Origin of the sequence: Paenibacillus sp. XY044, from assembly GCF_002257645.1 — a bacterium.
Taxonomy (GTDB): Bacteria; Bacillota; Bacilli; order Paenibacillales; family Paenibacillaceae; genus Paenibacillus_AQ.
The window spans coordinates 90,914-108,908 of the sequence record NZ_NQMO01000009.1 but is presented as its reverse complement, the minus strand read 5'-3'; the positions used below and the strand labels follow the sequence as shown (position 1 = coordinate 108,908).

Genomic DNA, 17,995 nt, shown 5'->3' with positions numbered 1-17,995 from the left:
GCTCATCCTTTGTTTCCGGAATGGTCGGTGAATTTTCCCTTGCCCCAAGGCATGCGGAAAAGGACCTTAAACCATTCCTTAAATTGCGGCGGAGATAGTGGGGCCAAATAAGGGGTGCCGAAGGATCGGAGATTGACCAGGAACAGTACGAGCGCCATCAGACTCGACAGCGTGCCGAACAGCCCCAGAAACCCGCTGATCAGCAGAATCACCATTCTTAGCAAGCTTACTACCGTAACTAAGGATTGATTCACCAGCGTAAAGGTGGAGACGACCGATATCGCCGTAACGACGATGGTCCCCGGCGCCGCAATCCCGGCGCTGATGGCCGCCTGGCCAATAATCAACCCGCCGACGACCGACAGGGTCTGTCCGAAGGATGAAGGCAATCTCATCCCTGCCTCCCTGAAAATCTCGAAGAGCAGCAGGCTCACCACGGCCTCCAGTGGGGCCGGGAGCGGCACGCCTTGCCTGGAGTTGACGATGGTCGCCAGCAGGGTGAAGGGGATCTGATCTTGGTGGTATGTCGTAATCGCCGTCCAAAAGCCCGGCAAAAAAAGCGACAGCAGGACCCCGCTTATCCTTAGCAACCTGGTGAAGGCTACGAAGACATTGACATAATGGGCGTCTTCCGACGTGTTAAGCAGAAGATTAAAGGTCACGGGGGCAAAGACCACCGTCGGTGAACCGTCCATCACCAGTACGAATTTGCCATGAAGCAGCGCATTGACCGCGTAGTCCGGCCGGCCCGTATAGGACAGCAGCGGAAAAAACGAAAAACTCGTCAATGTTTCTTCCAACTGCGTGTTGCTGATTAGGCCCTTGGTACGTACGTGCGCAAGCCTGGAACGGATTTCATCGAGCACCTTCTTCTCAATTTCACCCTTATGGTACATCAGAAATACCTCGGTTGACGTTTCGGATCCGATCGTGAACGCTTCGACCGCCAGCAGCTCAGTTTTGAGCCTTCTTCGAATCAAGGCCAGATTGGTGTATGCATCTTCGACAAATCCGTCCCGCGGTCCGCGGGTCGATACTTCCGTACTAGGCTCCTCCGGCTGCCGTAAGGGCGGATCGGACACCGTCACCGAGTAAACCTGATACGTAGGTTTGAATAGGAGCAGAAGATCTCCGTTCAGCACGGTATTCTTGATAGCTTCTTCCAAGCCTTTTTCAGGCAGGGAGATCATATGAAACGGTACCTTCTGCTGCAGTTTCATTTGGTCCGATTGAAAAATATCTTCAGGGATGCCCTTCAGTTCAGGGATAATATCCTGCTCCACTTTGTTGACGTCGCACAACCCTTGGCAGTACAGCAGCTGAACGCTGTAATCTGTGTTGGAAAGGGGTAGGGTCACGTTCTTAATATCCGCGCTCGAATCAAATAGCCTGGAGACCAAGGCATCGATTGCTGTGCCGTTCCGGCTGCTTTTTTTCATCATGACGCTGCTTTCCCCCTTCGCCGGGCCAACAGGATCAGCCCAGCCATAATCACCGAAAATGCCAGTACTCCCCACAATGTTAACGGGAGCAAATAGTTTGCCATTATTTTCATAAATACCTGATCGCTGATCGGCATGGTCGAGAGGAAGATGATGACCGCGTAAAGGCAGCCCAGCATCCAGAATTTCCCCTTTTTACTGTGAATCCGGAATGCATCCAGAATGAGAAACATGGAGAGCGATATCCGGATGAACGCACCGCTGAACCATTGGTACACGCTAAAAAAGTCCAGATGCTCGATGTAGCGGCCGATCGTCAGCAGCCTCCATTCTTCGTAAGCCGGAAACCTCAGCTTGGCCGCTTCGTCTGTCCCGAATTCCGTGATGGCACCGATAAGCGGCCCCATAGTGAGACCCGCCAGCAGAAGTATGATGATCATAAAGGATAGATACGACAGGCGGGTTTTGATGTGATGATGCATGAAGAACAGCATGATCACTTCCGCGAAGCCGGCTCCCACATAGATCACGCCGCTCCAGACGGGCTGCATGCCATGGGCGAGAAGCGGTTTAAGCAAGGAATAATCTTTATGCGGAGTGTTCGAAAACATGACGAAAAAGCCGAGCAGGACGACAATGGGCAGCAGGACGCTGGACGTATTGGCGATCGATTGGATACCAAGGTACGCGTTGACCACCGAAATGAAAAGAAAGATCAAGGCAAACACCAGAATCGGCGTTTCAGGGGAAAAGGTCTGGTGGATCCAGTAGACGGTGTCCCGGGTCGTGATGGTACATATCGCGAAGAGGTAGATCGCTGCCGCTCCGGCCAGCAGGCGCCCTACGATAGGGTGGTAAGCTTTCGAGATGATCTCGAATACCGGACGCTTGCCGATGTTGCTAATTCCAAAGTGCAGGATGACAATCCACGCCAGCGAGCATGCCGCAGCAAGAATTACAGACATCCAGGCGTCCCGATCGGCCGCATCCAGCAGAACTGGAATGATGATGACATGGTTCAGCAGCCCCGTACTGAGCATCAAGATCATGACCGATTGAACGAACGAAATTTGGGGTTTCATGATCCTCATCCTCCTCGCTTGGCAATCTTTCCTTCTTATAGTGGGATATTTTAGAAGAATTATACGGAGTGCCTTGTTTATGACGTGACACTGCGACCGCTTTGCCTTAGGATATGATTAGCGAATTTATCCTAAGGCGGATCTTGCGATGTTATGTATCCTGGAATTGTTGAGCATGGCGGCGAACCTGATCATGGGATGTATGTTGTTCGAGATATAGCTTCAAGCAAAAAACAGCCAATTGCCCGTTACATACGGGCAATTGGCTGTTTTTGTGGTTGGGCGAACCTCCGCTAAGAGTTGGGCTCCGCAGCCAGGTTCGCTAACCGCTTTGGCTGGTGTTCTGAAGCCAATGCCTTTTGCGGTAGGTACCCGGCGTGATGCCGGTCACCTTTTTAAAGGTCCGGTTGAATGAGGTGATATTGAGGTAACCGACCTGCTGGCTGATTTCATTGACGGTCAGGCTGGTGCAGGCGAGCAGCTCGCGTGCCTTTTCCATCCGGATACCCTGCAGATGGTCGCTGAAATTCAAGCCGGTCTTGTCTTTGATATAAGCGGATAAATAGGTGCTCGTCAGATTAAATTTGGCCGATAGATAATCCAGGGATAATTCCTCGGCGTATTGGGTCTGCATCACCTTCAGAAGCCTGGAGATCAGAGGCTCTTCCCGCGCATCCCACTTGGAACGCAGCAGGGAGCAGGCTGCTTCAAGCAGCTGCCGGAAGACTTGGCGGTAATCCATGACGCACTGGCAGTCCTGCAGCCGGCGGGTCCACTGCTTCAGCGATTGAAGCGTAGATGGATCCACCTGGGCGGCTTCCACGAAGTAGATCACCCGCGAGGCGATGGAATCGGCGAAGAAGCGGAATTGGCCGATGCCGGCTTCCTTGCGCAGCATGAAATCCAGCGCTTGATCGATCAACTGCAAGCAGCGGGTTTCCTGGCCCGATTGCAGGGAGGCGGTGAATTCCCGCTCCTGAGCCGGACTTAGCGAAACGGAGGCGGGAAGGGAACGGCTGCCGGTAATCAGCTGGGCTTCTTCGACCATTTTGGCCTGGGCCGTCCACGTCCTCAGTTCATGATAAGCCCGGCTGAACTCCGATACTTGATGGATATCGCCGCTGACGGCGATGCTGACCAGAATCTGGTCCTTCTCCGCCTCCAATATGCTGCGGATCTCCTCCAGGAAGGTATGAGTCGAAGTCGAGGATGCACCTTTTATAATGGATATGATTTCATTCTTCTCAAGCTGGAACGTATGGGAGCCTTCGAACTGCCCGGTCGTCAGGATGTGAATATGGTCAAGCAGGTGCCGTACGGCCGCATCGGCGTGCACCGGCAGATCTACCGCATGAGACAAGCGGAACCGGATGTGATACAGCACCACGACATAGCGCTCGTCCGCCGTCAGGAAGTCCTTCCATTCGTTGATATCCGTGTTGATGTTTTTGAGGCGGCTGATATAGGAATAGCTGGTCAGCACGGACCGCTGCTGATGCAGCTTGGCCCGGATCTCGTCTTTGTCCCGCTGCAGCTCGTTAATCCTTGCCGCGATCAGATCATACTCCACCGCGCCCTTCCGCAATGGTGCAGGGGCCGAATCAAAAGGCTTATTGTCCAGCATGGCGGACAGCATGCGCTTGACGGGAGTGTGCAGCTTGCGGCTGAGGATGATGGAAACGGCTACAGAAACGGCAAGTGTCAGCATGAAAATGACCAGGACGGTCCCCGTCACCCGGCTGAACTGTGAGGAGACATGCGTGTAGGGGACTGCGGTGATATAGGTCAGCCCATGGTCCGACGATGTTTTGAAATAATAGATATCGTCCGAGAGTATTTGCAGCTGCCCCGGCTTGAATTCAGGCAGCACATCCACGTTGATTTCCCCATGCTTATACAGCAGGTTTCCTTCCGGATCCATAATCCCCACCGTGCGGTTCTGGGCGTTGCCGAAGAACGAATTGGCCGCTTTCTCAATATCAATCAGTGCAATCACCTGATATCGTCCGGCCCGCGGCTGATACACATAAGGCAGCAGCTGTTTGGCATCCGGTACCGTGACATTGACGTGGAACTGCGACGCGGGAAGCAGCCGGAACGTCTGCGGATCAGTCTGCTCGGAAGCAGGCCGCCAGAACGGGTGCGGATACGCGGAGCTGGCATACAGATGGCTGAACAAGTAGGAAGCGCTGCTGCTTCCGGATTTGCTGAGGGCAAAGTCTTTTCCGTCAAAATAGATAATGACATCTTCCAGGTAAAACAGAGGGTTGTAAACATCCCTTCTCATTTGAAGAATCACGCTGCGCGCTTTGAGATAATCGACATTTTGGCTCTCGGCGCTGTGAAGCTGGCTGTTAAAACCGATCAGGTCCTCCTGGTTGTAAAGATCATACAGCAGAACCTGCAGACGCTGAAGCTGATTGGTGAAGCGGACCGCCGCATCGTGCAGATCGTTTTGGTTTGATTGGATGATTTCTTCCTGAAGCGTTCCTTTAAACATATGGTAAATGGCCGTATAGACCCCGCCAAACAGCAGGATCAGCGCAAGAAAACTAATGAAGATCTGAACGAACAGTGAGCGTCTGCGTTCCTTGATCCAGCTAATCATCACCGCTTAAGCTCCCTTCAAACCATTTTGGCATGGATGCCTATCCCCTTAATGTAACCGCTCACTATTAAGTCGATTGGACGCGGATGTTAAGGGAACGTAAAAATTGTATATGCAAATTTTATGATTTAGTTTGATTATTCATGATTTCCAGCCTGCAAGTTCGAAGAGTTGAGAGATGGGTAAGCATCTTGAAAATTGTCCATAGCGGCGCTCGGCAATGCTGTGTCATGATGCATTCGTGTCAGGCGGCGGCCAGCATGGGGCATAAACCTTGCACAGAAGATCGAGGGGGAGGGAAATTCGGTATGGATAGCCAAACGGCAGTGAACAACATGCCCGGCAAGGGCAGAAGCACTTATAAAAAAAACGGACGAGTGGGCAGCCGGGCGGCAGCATGGCTCCGGAATTGGCAGCTGTATCTCTTGATTGCACCGGTTCTGGGTTACTTTATAGTTTTCCACTATATCCCCATGTACGGCGTGCAGATCGCATTCAAGGATTATATCGCTTCAAAGGGCATCACGGGGAGCCCTTGGGTCGGACTCAAGCATGTCGAACGCTTTTTTGACAGCTTTTATTTTGCGCGTATCCTGTGGAACACGCTCGGCATCGGGGTGTATGAATTGATCGCGGGTTTTCCCATTCCGATCGTGCTGGCGCTTCTGCTTCATGAGGTGCGTTCATCCAAATTCCGGCGATTCGTCCAGACGGTGACCTATGCCCCGCATTTTTTATCGACCGTGGTCGTAGTCGGCATGCTGATGATGTTCCTGTCTCCGGTCAGCGGGCTCGTCAATGCGGTCATCGTATGGCTTGGCGGACAGCCGGTTTCTTTTCTGACCGAACCGTCATGGTTCAAGAGCATCTATGTCTGGTCAGGCGTGTGGCAGAGCATGGGATGGAGCTCGATCATTTATTTGGCTGCCTTGTCCGGGATTGACCCGCAGCTTCATGAAGCCGCCAAGGTGGACGGTGCAGGCAGGCTCAAGCGGATTTGGCATATCAATTTACCAGGCATTGCACCGACGATCGTCGTTCTGCTCATTCTGAACATCGGATCGATTTTGGGTGTAGGTTTCGAGAAGGTGTTCCTGATGCAAAATTCGCTCAATATGGAAGCGTCGGACGTCATTGCCACCAACGTATACCGCAGCGGCATTTTGGGGGCGCAGTACAGCTATTCCGCGGCCGTGGGTCTGTTCAACGCCGTCGTCAATTTCGTCCTGCTCCTGACCGTAAACCGGATCGCGCGCAAAATGGGCGGCAGCAGCCTATGGTAATCTTGACTAGACAACAGAAGGAGGCGCATCCATGCTGGAAACCAGGTCCGAGCGGATCACGGGAATAGGCATCTATATTCTTTTAGGGGTCGTCACCCTGATTGTTCTGTATCCGCTGTTCTTCGTGCTGATCGCATCGGTCAGCAATCCCGGGTCGGTCATTCGGGGAGAGGTGTGGCTGTGGCCCAAAGGGTTCTCGCTCGTTGGCTATGAACGGCTGTTCGGGAACAAGGAGCTGCTCCGGGGATTTATGAACACGGTCATGTATACGGTTGCGGGAACCGCGCTCAATGTGATGATGACCGTTGCCGGGGCTTATCCGCTGTCCCGCGCGGATTTCAAAGGCAGGCACGTCTTTACGTTCCTGATCGTGTTTACGATGTTTTTCGGCGGCGGCATGATTCCGACGTACCTGCTGATCAAAAGCCTTGGACTGCTCAATACGTTCTGGGCCATGATTATCCCGTCCGCCGTCTCGGTATGGAACATTCTGATCATGCGTACGTTTTTTCAGTCCTCCATACCCAAAGAAATTCAAGAAGCGGCTTTTATGGATGGATGCTCCAATATTAAAATTCTGCTCAAAGTCGTGCTGCCCCTGTCGGGACCCGTATTGGCAGTCATGGTGCTGTTCTACGCGGTGGGACATTGGAATGCTTACTTCAGCGCGCTGCTTTATTTGTCGGACCGGGATTTGTATCCGATGCAGCTGTTTCTGCGCGAGATCCTGGTACAGAACCAGATGCAGGAGATGGTCGATATCAGCGATGACACGCTGGCCCGCAGCCTGATGGATGCGGAGGCGATCAAATATGCGGCGGTTATTGTCACGAATCTGCCGATGCTCATTCTTTACCCTTTTCTGCAAAAGTATTTCGTCAAAGGCGTCATGGTCGGTGCGATTAAAGGCTGATCAGGGTCCAATCTAACGTTAACGGAGGAGATGGAGTATGGGAAAACAAAGACTGCTTCATAAGATGCGGGGCAAATGGGGACCGCTCACGCTGACGCTCGTGATGGCCGCGGGCTTGCTTGGCGGATGCAGCGGCAGCGCATCGGAAGGCGAAGCGGAGAACAAGACCGATAAGCAGGCGAATCTGAATGAAACGGGCATGCCCATCGTGAAGGAACCCATTGAGCTGACGTTTTTCACAGGCAAGTCGCCGACCAACGGCAGCAAATTTGAAGATACGCTGATTTGGAAAACGTACTGCCAAATGTCGAATATCCAGGTGAAGTTCAATCTGGTGCCGTTTGAAACGCTGACCGAGAAAAGGAACTTGGCGCTGGCGGGGGGCGACTATCCGGACGTCTTCTACTCAGCACGCGTCGGATCGGCCGAGCTCGCCCGGTATGGGCAGCAGGGCGTCTTCATCCCGTTAAATGACCTGATCGACAAATACGCGCCCAACTTCAAGAAGCTGATGGAGAAATATCCGGACATCCGCAAAGGGCTGACGATGCCGGACGGCAATATTTATTCGCTTCCGTCCTTCTACGATCCGGACCTTCTCTCCATGCTGATCGGCACGCCGCTGTGGATCAACCAGGATTGGCTGAAGAAGCTGGGGATGGAGGAGCCGAAGACGACCGAGGAATTTTACAAGTACCTGCAGGCGGTTAAAACAACGGACCTGAACGGGAACGGCAAGCATGACGAGATTCCGTTCAGTGCGGGCGGCATCACGGTCCTGATCGACCACATGAAGGGGGCTTGGGGGCTCGGCACCAGCGGCCTGGGACATAAACTGGTGGATGTGGACCCGGATACAGGCAAGCTTCGCTTTATCAAAACACTGCCGCAGTACAAAGAAGTGCTGCAGTTTATAAGCAAGCTCTACAAGGAGGGTTTGATCGATCCCGAAATATTTACGATCGAGGGCAGCGCCTTGAACGCCAAAGGTCAAGCCGGTCTGCTCGGCTCGACGGTAGTGCCGAACCCTGAAACGGTGATGGGACGTAAGGAATTCGTGGGACTCGGGGCGCTGAAGGGGCCGCACGGCGACCAGCTGTATGCCCATGTCAAAGTTCCGATGGTGCATGTCGGCGCGTTTGCCATTACAAATAAAGATGCATACCCGGAAGCCACGATCCGCTGGATGGATTACTTCTACAGCGATGAAGGCGCCAAGCTGTATTTCATGGGCAAGGAAGGGGAGACGTATACCAGTGACGCGAGCGGCAATTTGAAATACGTGGATGAAATAACGAACAATCCGGACGGGCTGACGCAGGACCAGGCATTGGCCAAATACTTCACCTGGCTGGGTGGAAGCTATCCGGGCTTCGTGACAGAGAAGTATTTCAAAGGATCGGAGACGCTCCCGAATTCCATGGCCGCGGCTGAAAAAGCCAAACCATACGCGGTGAAGAACATTCTGTATAACTTCAACTATACACCGGAGGAGACGGAAGTCATGTCTTCCATCGGAAAGGACATCGAGGACTATACGGCGGAAATGGAAGCGAAATTCATTAACGGCTCCGCGTCTTTCGATCAGTGGGACGGGTATGTGAACAACCTGAACAAAATGGGACTGGATCAGTACATGTCGGTGTATCAGGCGGCATACGAACGGTATGAGGCGGAATAAATCATCATTATGCTCGGAATGCTCCCGGGAACAACGATGACAGGTACAGGAGAAAATAGTTCCATCTTCATCGAGAAAGAACCGGCCAGCGGCCGGCTCTTTCTTTTGACGTATCAGCGGATTGTCAATGATCAGGGTCGGTGCTATGGTAGTATTATCCAAGAAGGAATGCGGACGAGATCCGCGAATCGTCCATGGTGTTATCGTTCATGGTACTGTGGCCTTCGGGCTGCTTACAATAAAAAGGAGGTGTAGTTATGGGAAGGCCTGCAACTTTCGGCATCATCGGTGGCGGTGGCTTTCGGGCCCAATATTTTTTGAGAATTGCGCAAGCGCTTCCAAAGGAATTCCGGGTCACGGGAATGGTGGTTCGGGACGCAGACAAAGGCCAGGCGATGGAGCGCCAGTGGCAGGTGGCCACATACAGGACGCTTGAACAGCTGTTGGCCGGCCCGCAACCGGATTTCATGGTCGTGTCGGTCAGCGCATCGGCTTGTGCGGAGTATTTGCTTCAGCTGGCGGATCACGGAATTCCCGCATTGGCGGAAACGCCTCCTGCACCTGACTTGGACGGGCTGATCATGCTGCATGACCAGCTGACACGCCGCGGTGCGCGGGTGCAGGTCGCCGAGCAGTATCCGTTCCATCCGATGAACCAAGCTAGAATGGCGGTGATTCGGGAAGGGTTGCTCGGGAACGTAACCCAAGCAACCGTATCGATTTCACACTTTTACCACGGAGTCGGCCTGCTTCGGAAGATGCTCGGTATTGGATTCGAAGACGTCCGCGTTCGTGCAATGCGGTTTGAATCCGACTGGGTGGCAGGACCTACCCGCAGCGGACCGCCGTCGGAAGAACAGATCGTGACGTCCCGGCGTGATTTGGCCTGGCTGGATTTCGGCGGAAAGCTCGGGATCTACGATTTCACCGCGGACCAGCACCGTTCCTGGATCCGTTCGAACCACCTGTCGGTTCGAGGCGTGCGGGGCGAGATATTCGATGACCGGCTGACGGTACTAAAGGATTTCCGTACGCCGCTTCATTTGAACTTCAAGCGTATTAATAAGGGAGAGCTCGAGAATCAGGAAGGGTACTTTCTGCAGGGGATCATGGCAGGAGAACGGTGGGTGTACGACAATCCGTTTGTCCCTGCAAGGCTGTACGACGATGAAATCGCCATCGCCTGCTGCCTGCAGCAAATGGCTGCCTACGCTGCTGGCGGGCCCAGTTTCTACAGTCTCTCCGATGCTTCGCAGGATCATTATTTGGGGATGCTCATGCAGCAGGCGATTCAGTCTGGAGAAACCGTCGTTTCTTCACGTCAGGTTTGGTCAGGCGATGAGTAGATGGCGATGCCCGAGCTCGGATCATTTAGCAGATAACCAAAAAGAACCGCGAGAGGATCGCGGTTCTTTTTGGTTATCTGATTTTCATTTCAACGACGGGGAGCTCCTCGAGCGGTTTAGGGGCACCCGGGTCATCCGACTCAAGGTACATTTTCAGCACAAGCGAGCGGGGCTTGTCGAGCATGCTGCTGCTGAATATTTGCTGAAAGCCCACGTCGGTCCCGTTCCCGGCTACCGGACTCAGCTGCACAACCCTTCCATTCCAATTGGTGGAGACGATGTTCATGTAACGGAACTTGTCCCGGATGGATCGCCTGGTCTCAAGATCCGTTCTGCTGCCGGGATCGACCGTGAAGGTAGCGCGGGTCATCAGCGGAGATACTTCCATTTTGGAGAGAACAACCTTACGGCCGTCGATGCTTATGGACCGGTCGGGCTGCATAACAACGGTCTGCGTCTGTTCAAATTTTGGTTCTAAATCAACGTTAATTTTCATACGGTCGGAATAAAGGAAGTCCGCAGCGGCCGCCCCGGTTTTCGGGTCGCCCAGCTTCCCGGGATTTACGGAGGTCACCTGAAAATCGACCTCGATGCGGCTCGGAAAAGGCTGGCTGCGGTCAAGCATCACCGTGCTCAGAGCGGAGAAGCTGTGTACGTCTCCGTTGCTGATCTGCAGCTCAGCATTCAGAGGCCTGCCTGAATTCAAATCGGTCAATTTGACACTGTTCACCGCTTTGATTTCATGGCCAGACTCTGCCGTGGCCGTGTAAAGCAGCAGCATCTTGTTCTCGTCTGCCGTGACGGCATCGAGGGTAATTCGGTAAGGACCGGAGGAAACCGACTTGTTGACGAGTTGGATGTAATCGTTGCGCACTGCGGATTCCAGTGTTGCATGGTCCACGCCGGATAGGGGCTCATATTTCGCCAGCACACCCCAGTCCAAATCCTTCGCCGTATGCAGGGCAGGCAGCCCGCCGATCGGGCCGCCCTGCCACCATCCGGCTCCCAGCAGCACTGCAAGAGCCACTGCCGCGACGGCATAGGGCAGGAAACGACGCTTTCGTGAAGCCGATCTACTCGCGAACCCGCGCCGTATCGCCTCAGAAGCTTCCGAGGCGCCGATTTGCATCCGTTCCCGCCGGAGCTGCGCCGCATCGGCAAGCATGGCTTGTTCTTCAGGGCTTGTGTTCATTCCCATTCCCTCCGATTCTTCATCAATTTGCGGAGCTGGCCAAGCCCCTTATGCTGCCACGTTTTGACCGTGCCTTCCGGATTGCCGAGAACCGCGGCGATTTCCGCGAGCGTCAGGTCGTTGTAGTATTTCAGGATCAGCACATGGCGGTATTTCGGCTTCACTTTTTCCAGCAGGGGACCCATGGCGACCTTGTCGTGGTTGAACGCAAGGAATGCATCATGAGGCTGGCTAATCCCCTCAAGCTGCTCGTCTGTCGTAGGAACGGCCCGCTTCCGGCGCCGCTGCTCATCGATGCAGACATAAATGAGAATGCGGATGAGCCAAGCCTTAAGCGCCCTGTCGTCTTTCAGCGTCGACCGTTTGACCCATGCCCTACACGTCATTTCCTGCAGCGCCTCCAAGGCATCGTGGCGATTGCGCAAATAGCTGTAAGCGATGTTCAGAAGTGTCTCTCTGTGCTCCATAATGGCGTCATAAACATCGGTTTCTTTTTCGGCTTGTCCAATGCTAACCTTTTTCATTTCTGCGTGAGAGCCCAAGCAGGCAGCCCTCCTTTCTTTGTCTCTGTGGTACAGACGGACCAATGACCCAAACGGTTTTAAAAATCTTATTTATAATTATTCTAAATAAATATTGACTTTAAATTGATAAGTGTTATCATTTGTTTATGAGGTTTTTGATTATCATTTTACGAAGAAGGTGGAGAGCTAATGAGTTCAAATCATTCCGATTCCAATAAACTGACAACAAGCTGGGGAGCCCCGGTCGGGGACAACCAGAATTCCATTACGGCCGGACATCGCGGTCCTACCTTGATTCAAGATGTTCACCTGTTGGAGAAATTAGCCCACTTTAATCGCGAGAGAGTGCCGGAGCGCGTCGTTCATGCGAAAGGTGCCGGAGCGCACGGTTATTTCGAAGTAACCAACGACATGTCTAAATATACCAGAGCGAAGCTGTTCCATGACGCTGGCAAGCGGACCGACCTCTTTATCCGGTTCTCGACCGTTGCGGGAGAGCTGGGATCCGCAGATACCGTTCGCGATCCGCGCGGATTTGCCGTGAAGTTCTACACTGAGGAAGGCAATTACGATATCGTCGGTAATAACACGCCTATATTTTTTATCCGCGACGCGATCAAATTCCCGGACTTTATCCATACCCAAAAGCGCGATCCGAGAACGCACCTGAAAAATCCGAACGCTGTATGGGATTTCTGGTCCTTATCTCCTGAGTCGCTGCACCAAGTAACCTATCTGATGGGAGACCGCGGCATACCGGCGACGCTGCGGCATATGCACGGTTTCGGCAGCCATACATTCAAATGGGTTAATGAGCAGGGAGAAGGCGTGTGGGTCAAATATCACTTTAAGACAGACCAGGGCGTGAAAAACCTGGATCCTGACCTGGCGGCAAAGCTGGCCGGCGAAAATCCCGACTACCATATTCAGGATTTGCAGCAGGCGATAGAGGCAGGAGACTATCCTTCCTGGACGTTGTATGTCCAGATTATGCCTTTGGACGATGCGAATACGTACCGGTTCGATCCGTTTGACGTTACGAAGACGTGGTCCCAGAAGGATTATCCGCTAATCGAGGTTGGCAAAATGGTACTCGACCGGAATCCGGAAAACTATTTCGCCGAAGTGGAGCAGGCCACGTTCTCCCCGGGCAACCTGGTTCCCGGCGTTGAACCGTCTCCGGACAAAATGCTGCAGGGCCGCCTGTTCGCTTATGCCGATGCGCACCGTTACCGCGTAGGAGCGAATCACAACCATCTGCCGATCAACCGTCCGAAAGTGCCGGTCAACAACTATCAGCGCGACGGATTTATGAACCCGGGTACGAACGGCGGAGGATCGGTCTATTACGAACCTAACAGTTACAACGGACCGAAGGAAGATCCGCATGCCCGGATCACTCCGTTCGAGGTTTACGGTTCTGCGGCGCAAACGTCTTACGATCATGACGATCACTATGCGCAAGCCGGGGACCTGTACCGCTTGATGAGCGAAGAAGAGAAGGCCCGCCTCATCCAAACCATCGTGGAAGCGATGAAGCCGGTGGAACTGGAAGAAATTAAACAGCGCCAGATATCCCATTTCTACAAAGCGGATCCGGATTACGGAACCCGCGTTGCCGAAGGATTGGGCTTAACCGTCCAAGCGTAAAGAGGCAGCAGCGGTTTTGCACCGAAAATACGGCAGCCGCATGGATCGAGGCGTGCAAACAAATGAAAGGAAGGGTGATCAGGCATGTTGTCTCAGAAAAGTGTATGTCCCATGTGCCACCAGCCGATCAAAAATTTGAAGCATACGATCATTTGCGGCTGCGGGAGCAAAATCAAAACCAAAATCAAGTTCAAGTAACGCTTCATGAACTTTCATTAGAAGCTCACCCGGATCTTCAAGGGTGAGCTTTTTTATTTGAGGAGCCGTGGCCCTATAAAGCGTTTTCATGTAAAATTAGGGTAAATGTTCGCAAAGCAACAATTTGGAGGCAATATGCGATTTCGATCCCCGTCCTATTTGCGGAAGCTGCTGGTATTTTCCATATTCATCGGTACCATTCCGGTCATTCTGTTAGGCACCTTCGCCTATTATAATTCTTCCCGGACCGTACAAGAGAAAGTAAACGAAGGAAATAAACAGCTGCTGCAGCAGGTGCAGATGCGTGTTGAGCAGACGCTGCGAACGATTGACAACTCGGCAACGCAGTTTCTGCAGTCCCCGACGGCTATGGCAGCCTTCGATACCAACATCTCCAATCACGATTTTCAAATGGTTCATGAACTGTATAAAGGGATATCGACGATCCAGACGTACGAGCTCGGCATTAAAGACATTTTTTTATTCAGCCTGAGCAAGGACTGGATGGTATCAAGTGCCGGAGTTAATGAGTACAGCTCCCCAGATTTCAAGGCACAGCTGGAGTCCTTTTCCCGGATGAAAGGAGGCTCTTTTTGGTCGAGTGGACCTCCTGATCTTCCGAATTCCTTTCAATCCATCTATTTTGTGAAGAAGTATCCCTTTAACGCCGTCAGTCCAAAAGGGATCATTTGCGTTGTGCTTTCGCCCAATGTGATGAAGGAGCTTGATCCGAAACAGAACGGGAAGCTCGGCAGCACCTTTATTTTGGATGCCAATGATCGGGTCGTGGATCATCAGGATCGCACGCTGCTGGGCCGCAGCATGTCGGAACAGCCATACTTAGGTCCGCTTCTGGGTACGGAGAATGCCTTGGGCCAATATACCGCCAAGCAGGATGGAGAAATCGTGACCGTCACGTATCGCAAGTCCGCTTACAACGGCTGGACTTATGTCTCCGTCGCTTCCAATGCACAAATCAACGAACAAAATAAAGTCATCGGTTGGATCACGCTTCTCGTATGTATATCGATGTTGTTCGTGACTCTGATCCTCGCATGGTTTGGTTCGAAAAGGATGTACAGCCCCATTCGGTCCATCTACTCGGTCCTCAACAACATTCATTCTGCGGCGGATGAGGAAAGGCCCAGCGGCGAGCTGCAGGTCATTGGGGAACGGGTTGATTATCTAATCAGGAATCAATCCCTGATTATGGAGGAGCTCAAGGGGCAGCAGTCGCAGCTCAAAGAGTTTTTTATGCAGAAACTGTTGAACGGGTCACTGCATGAAGGGGATTTTGAGGAGAAATTAGGCTTGTACGGGCTGGATCGGCCTTGGCCTTCCATGTGCGTGCTTGCCGTTCAGATCGATACTCTAATGGATACGAGGTACGATGAGCATAACCGGGATTTGCTCATGTTCGCCATCAGCAATATGGTAGGAGAGCTCATTCCTGCGGAGCAGCGGCTCGTACCGGTGGTCACCTCGGATTTCCAAGTGACCGTGATAGGTTCATCGAAGGAAGGCGTCGATTTTAAGGAAGAGGTCTTTGCCATTTCGGCCGACATCCAAAAGATCATCTATCAGTATTTGGAGATCAAAGTCAGTATAGGCATCAGCCGCCCATTCAGCGCATTCGCCGAAACCCGGCAGGCCATGCACGAGGCTGTCACCTCATTGAAGTACAGTGTGGGGCTTGGGCAGGAATCGATTCTGTTCACCCAGGACGTGCAGCCGCAAAAGAGCCGGTTGTTTGTGTTCCCGCACGAGAGGGAGCAGGCTTTGTTCGATGCGATTCGGGCAGGAAATCTGGAGCAATCGGAACAGGAATTGAAGCAATTTATCGGGGAATTGTTTCCATCCCAGGCACAGCACCAGGACTATCAGCTGTCATTACTGCGGCTGCTGGTGGACTTTCTTAAATTCGGACAGGAATTGTCGATCCCGATGGACCGGGTTGCCGAGGATGAGGCATCCTTGATCCAATCTTTGTTTAAGCTCCGGAATGTCAAGGAGATGGAGGATTGGTTCCGCTCCATGTTCGTCCAATATTATGTCCAGGAATTGGGCAACCGCCGCGATTCCCAATTCAAGCACATATCCGATGCCGTCTTGGACATCATTGTTCGGGAATTCGACTCGGACCTGACGCTCGAGAAGTGCGCCTCCAGGATCAACTATCACCCTCACTATGTGAGCCGCGTATTCCGCCAGGAGACGGGAGCCAATTTCGGGGAGTATTTAACGCAATACCGAATGGATATGGCCAAGAAATGGTTAAAGGAGTCCGATATGAAGATTGTTGAAATCGCCGAGCGTCTGCAGTATAACAATTCCGCCAACTTTATTCGCTCTTTTAGAAAAGCGGAGGGGATGACGCCCGGTCAATATCGTGAGAGATACCGGGGAATGGTGAACGGCCCGAAGTAAGTTTTGACGGAAAAATAAGCTCCCATCCGTTAGCAGATGCCAGGTCCGCGTAACGGGTCGGGAGCTTTATCATGTAGATCTCTTAACAAATTCTTACCGCACGGTTAACAGTTCCTTTAAAGGAGAAATACTTATTGCTTGGCTGACTCCGCATATTGGGCGTTGAACTCTTCAATGATTTTGCTTCCGCCCCCCTGCAGCCATTGATCCACTGCTTTCTTCCAGTCGTCCTCGGTAGCCGCGCCCATGATGAACTTCACGGTGGCGTCCTGAATGATCTTCGAAAGCTCCTTGCCTTTTTCGATTTCCGTATTAGAGATGAACGCTGCGGCAGGATTCGCTATAGCAATCTTCACATTATCCTGGAATAGCTTGGAGCTCAGTTTCTCCAGCTCGGTTCCGTAGTTCACGACTTGGTCCTGCAAAATCATAAACTGGCTGCCGTCCGTAATTTCCGCTTTGACTTTCGGGTCCTCGTTCGGCTTGTAACTGCCGTTCTCGATCGTGTAGTGCTTGCCTTCCATGCCGTACTTCATCAGGTTCTGAATATCCTTATCGGACACTCTGTCAAAATAAGCGAGGATCTGCTTGAGTTCATCCTCCGTCTTTACGTTCGTTTTCGGAATCATGTACATGCCCAGGTAGCCGGAGCCCGCCCGGGTCCGCTCGCCCTGAGGGCCGGCAATGCGATTGATTAAGTTGATTTTCGCGTTAGGGTCAACCTTTTTGATGTTATCCTCGATGTTTTTCCCGTCCAGCATATTGTCGATCCACAGACCGGCGTTCCCCTTATACATCACGGCACGGCCGTCCTGCACGAGTGCAAAGTCCTGGTTGATGATTTTTTCATCATACAATTTTTTGTAGAACTTCATCGTTTCCATGTAGGCTTCGGTCATATGTGCCGGGATCAGCTTGCCATCCTTTACCTCCCACTCATTGGGACCACCCAGATAGGCCAAGATGTCTTTAAAACCTGCGATATTGTTGCCCTGCATGCCGACAGCGAGGCCAATGGAATCCTGCTTGCCGTTTTGATCGGGGTCCCCCGTTGCGAACGCTTTCAGCACGGTATACAGTTCATCCATGTTTTTCGGCGGCTGCAAGCCCAGGTTGGTTAACCAATCCTGACGGATCATCAACCCAAAGCGGGCCAAATCACGTTCGCGGTACAAGCCGTAAATTTTACCGTCGATCGATACGTTCTTCAGCACGATATCCGACATCTTGCTTAAGTTCGGATAATCTTTCAGGTAGGGGCCGACCTCCCAGAACATCCCGGAGCGGGCTGCATTCACAATGAAGGAAGCTTTGGGCTCAAGCGCAACAAAAACTTTCGGAAGCTCGCCGGATGCGACCGTAGCGCTTAACTTATCCGTGTACGATGAGGAGGGCACCCAGGAAACGGTCAGCTTGGTGCTCGTCTTTTCTTCAAGCGATTGGAGAACAGAGCTGGTTGCAGGCATTTGCTCCGCACTGTAAGTCGGCAGCATCATCGTGAGCTGAAGCGGTCCTTGTTTGGAGCCAGCCTCCCCGTTGCCGGAGGTAGCACCTTGATCCTTCCCTCCGCAAGCCGTTACAACGAGTGTTAATGCGGTGATCAACGTTCCGGTTTGGAATAGTACCTTTAGTCTTTTTCTTCTCATGTC

General features: G+C 52.5%; 13 protein-coding genes. 6 read left to right on the top strand and 7 right to left on the bottom strand.

The annotated features are described in order from the left end of the window. Positions 1 to 2 precede the first annotated feature (2 nt). From CJP46_RS28655 to CJP46_RS28645, 3 genes are all read right to left on the bottom strand, one after another. A complete protein-coding gene (locus CJP46_RS28655; protein WP_094599050.1) occupies positions 3 to 1,442 on the bottom strand; it encodes a spore germination protein in 1,440 nt (479 codons plus the stop codon). Beyond that, positions 1,439 to 2,524: a GerAB/ArcD/ProY family transporter gene (locus tag CJP46_RS28650; protein WP_256992577.1), complete on the bottom strand. Its 1,086-nt coding sequence runs from the start codon at positions 2,522 to 2,524 to the stop codon at positions 1,439 to 1,441. The genes CJP46_RS28655 and CJP46_RS28650 overlap by 4 nt, the downstream gene beginning before the upstream one ends. Before the next feature lie 322 nt (positions 2,525 to 2,846). Next, a complete protein-coding gene (locus CJP46_RS28645; protein ID WP_256992589.1) occupies positions 2,847 to 5,132 on the bottom strand; it encodes a helix-turn-helix domain-containing protein in 2,286 nt (761 codons plus the stop codon). 308 nt (positions 5,133 to 5,440) lie between these two features. Between CJP46_RS28645 and CJP46_RS28640 the strand changes: the two genes are divergently transcribed. The 4 genes from CJP46_RS28640 to CJP46_RS28625 all read left to right on the top strand — a co-directional run bounded on the left by CJP46_RS28640 (position 5,441) and on the right by CJP46_RS28625 (position 10,355). Then, entirely contained in the window at positions 5,441 to 6,415 is a 975-nt protein-coding gene (locus tag CJP46_RS28640; RefSeq protein WP_256992576.1) for an ABC transporter permease, read from the top strand. A gap of 31 nt (positions 6,416 to 6,446) precedes the next feature. Next, complete coding sequence (locus tag CJP46_RS28635) at positions 6,447 to 7,328, top strand: carbohydrate ABC transporter permease (RefSeq protein WP_094599048.1); 882 nt, start codon at positions 6,447 to 6,449, stop codon at positions 7,326 to 7,328. 37 nt (positions 7,329 to 7,365) lie between these two features. After that, positions 7,366 to 9,009 carry a type 2 periplasmic-binding domain-containing protein gene (locus tag CJP46_RS28630; RefSeq protein WP_256992575.1) on the top strand — a complete coding sequence of 548 codons (1,644 nt, stop codon included), beginning with the start codon at positions 7,366 to 7,368 and terminating at the stop codon, positions 9,007 to 9,009. A gap of 257 nt (positions 9,010 to 9,266) precedes the next feature. After that, positions 9,267 to 10,355 (top strand): Gfo/Idh/MocA family protein, encoded by a 1,089-nt coding sequence (locus tag CJP46_RS28625; protein ID WP_094599047.1) that lies wholly within the window; start codon positions 9,267 to 9,269, stop codon positions 10,353 to 10,355. Positions 10,356 to 10,428: 73 nt separating this feature from the next. On the opposite strand, the gene CJP46_RS28620 is transcribed toward CJP46_RS28625, so the two are convergent. Further along, positions 10,429 to 11,547, bottom strand: coding sequence for a DUF4179 domain-containing protein (locus CJP46_RS28620; RefSeq protein ID WP_179281371.1), 1,119 nt, complete (start codon positions 11,545 to 11,547; stop codon positions 10,429 to 10,431). Next, positions 11,544 to 12,089 carry a sigma-70 family RNA polymerase sigma factor gene (locus CJP46_RS28615; protein ID WP_256992574.1) on the bottom strand — a complete coding sequence of 182 codons (546 nt, stop codon included), beginning with the start codon at positions 12,087 to 12,089 and terminating at the stop codon, positions 11,544 to 11,546. The genes CJP46_RS28620 and CJP46_RS28615 overlap by 4 nt, the downstream gene beginning before the upstream one ends. Before the next feature lie 171 nt (positions 12,090 to 12,260). Between CJP46_RS28615 and katA the strand changes: the two genes are divergently transcribed. After that, positions 12,261 to 13,721, top strand: coding sequence for a catalase KatA (gene katA, locus CJP46_RS28610; RefSeq protein ID WP_094599045.1), 1,461 nt, complete (start codon positions 12,261 to 12,263; stop codon positions 13,719 to 13,721). Positions 13,722 to 13,799: 78 nt separating this feature from the next. On the opposite strand, the gene CJP46_RS36710 is transcribed toward katA, so the two are convergent. Further along, positions 13,800 to 13,937, bottom strand: a complete 138-nt coding sequence (locus CJP46_RS36710) for a hypothetical protein (protein WP_179281370.1) — start codon at positions 13,935 to 13,937, stop codon at positions 13,800 to 13,802. 117 nt (positions 13,938 to 14,054) lie between these two features. Here CJP46_RS36710 and CJP46_RS28605 point away from each other — a divergent pair, with 117 nt between their 5' ends. Further along, positions 14,055 to 16,346, top strand: a complete 2,292-nt coding sequence (locus CJP46_RS28605; RefSeq protein ID WP_094599044.1) for a helix-turn-helix domain-containing protein — start codon at positions 14,055 to 14,057, stop codon at positions 16,344 to 16,346. 131 nt (positions 16,347 to 16,477) lie between these two features. On the opposite strand, the gene CJP46_RS28600 is transcribed toward CJP46_RS28605, so the two are convergent. Continuing rightward, positions 16,478 to 17,992, bottom strand: coding sequence for an extracellular solute-binding protein (locus CJP46_RS28600; protein ID WP_094599043.1), 1,515 nt, complete (start codon positions 17,990 to 17,992; stop codon positions 16,478 to 16,480). Positions 17,993 to 17,995 lie beyond the last annotated feature (3 nt).

Excerpts from the sequence above, each read along its gene's own strand:
- CJP46_RS28630 (WP_256992575.1), top strand. The coding sequence starts at position 7,366 with ATGGGAAAACAAAGACTGCTTCATAAGATGCGGGGCAAATGGGGACCG.
- CJP46_RS36710 (WP_179281370.1), bottom strand. The coding sequence starts at position 13,937 with ATGAAAGTTCATGAAGCGTTACTTGAACTTGATTTTGGTTTTGATTTT.
- CJP46_RS28645 (WP_256992589.1), bottom strand. The coding sequence starts at position 5,132 with ATGATTAGCTGGATCAAGGAACGCAGACGCTCACTGTTCGTTCAGATC.
- katA (WP_094599045.1), top strand. The coding sequence starts at position 12,261 with ATGAGTTCAAATCATTCCGATTCCAATAAACTGACAACAAGCTGGGGA.
- CJP46_RS28655 (WP_094599050.1), bottom strand. The coding sequence starts at position 1,442 with ATGATGAAAAAAAGCAGCCGGAACGGCACAGCAATCGATGCCTTGGTC.
- CJP46_RS28620 (WP_179281371.1), bottom strand. The coding sequence starts at position 11,547 with ATGAACACAAGCCCTGAAGAACAAGCCATGCTTGCCGATGCGGCGCAG.
- CJP46_RS28650 (WP_256992577.1), bottom strand. The coding sequence starts at position 2,524 with ATGAAACCCCAAATTTCGTTCGTTCAATCGGTCATGATCTTGATGCTC.
- CJP46_RS28605 (WP_094599044.1), top strand. The coding sequence starts at position 14,055 with ATGCGATTTCGATCCCCGTCCTATTTGCGGAAGCTGCTGGTATTTTCC.
- CJP46_RS28625 (WP_094599047.1), top strand. The coding sequence starts at position 9,267 with ATGGGAAGGCCTGCAACTTTCGGCATCATCGGTGGCGGTGGCTTTCGG.
- CJP46_RS28600 (WP_094599043.1), bottom strand. The coding sequence starts at position 17,992 with ATGAGAAGAAAAAGACTAAAGGTACTATTCCAAACCGGAACGTTGATC.
- CJP46_RS28640 (WP_256992576.1), top strand. The coding sequence starts at position 5,441 with ATGGATAGCCAAACGGCAGTGAACAACATGCCCGGCAAGGGCAGAAGC.
- CJP46_RS28635 (WP_094599048.1), top strand. The coding sequence starts at position 6,447 with ATGCTGGAAACCAGGTCCGAGCGGATCACGGGAATAGGCATCTATATT.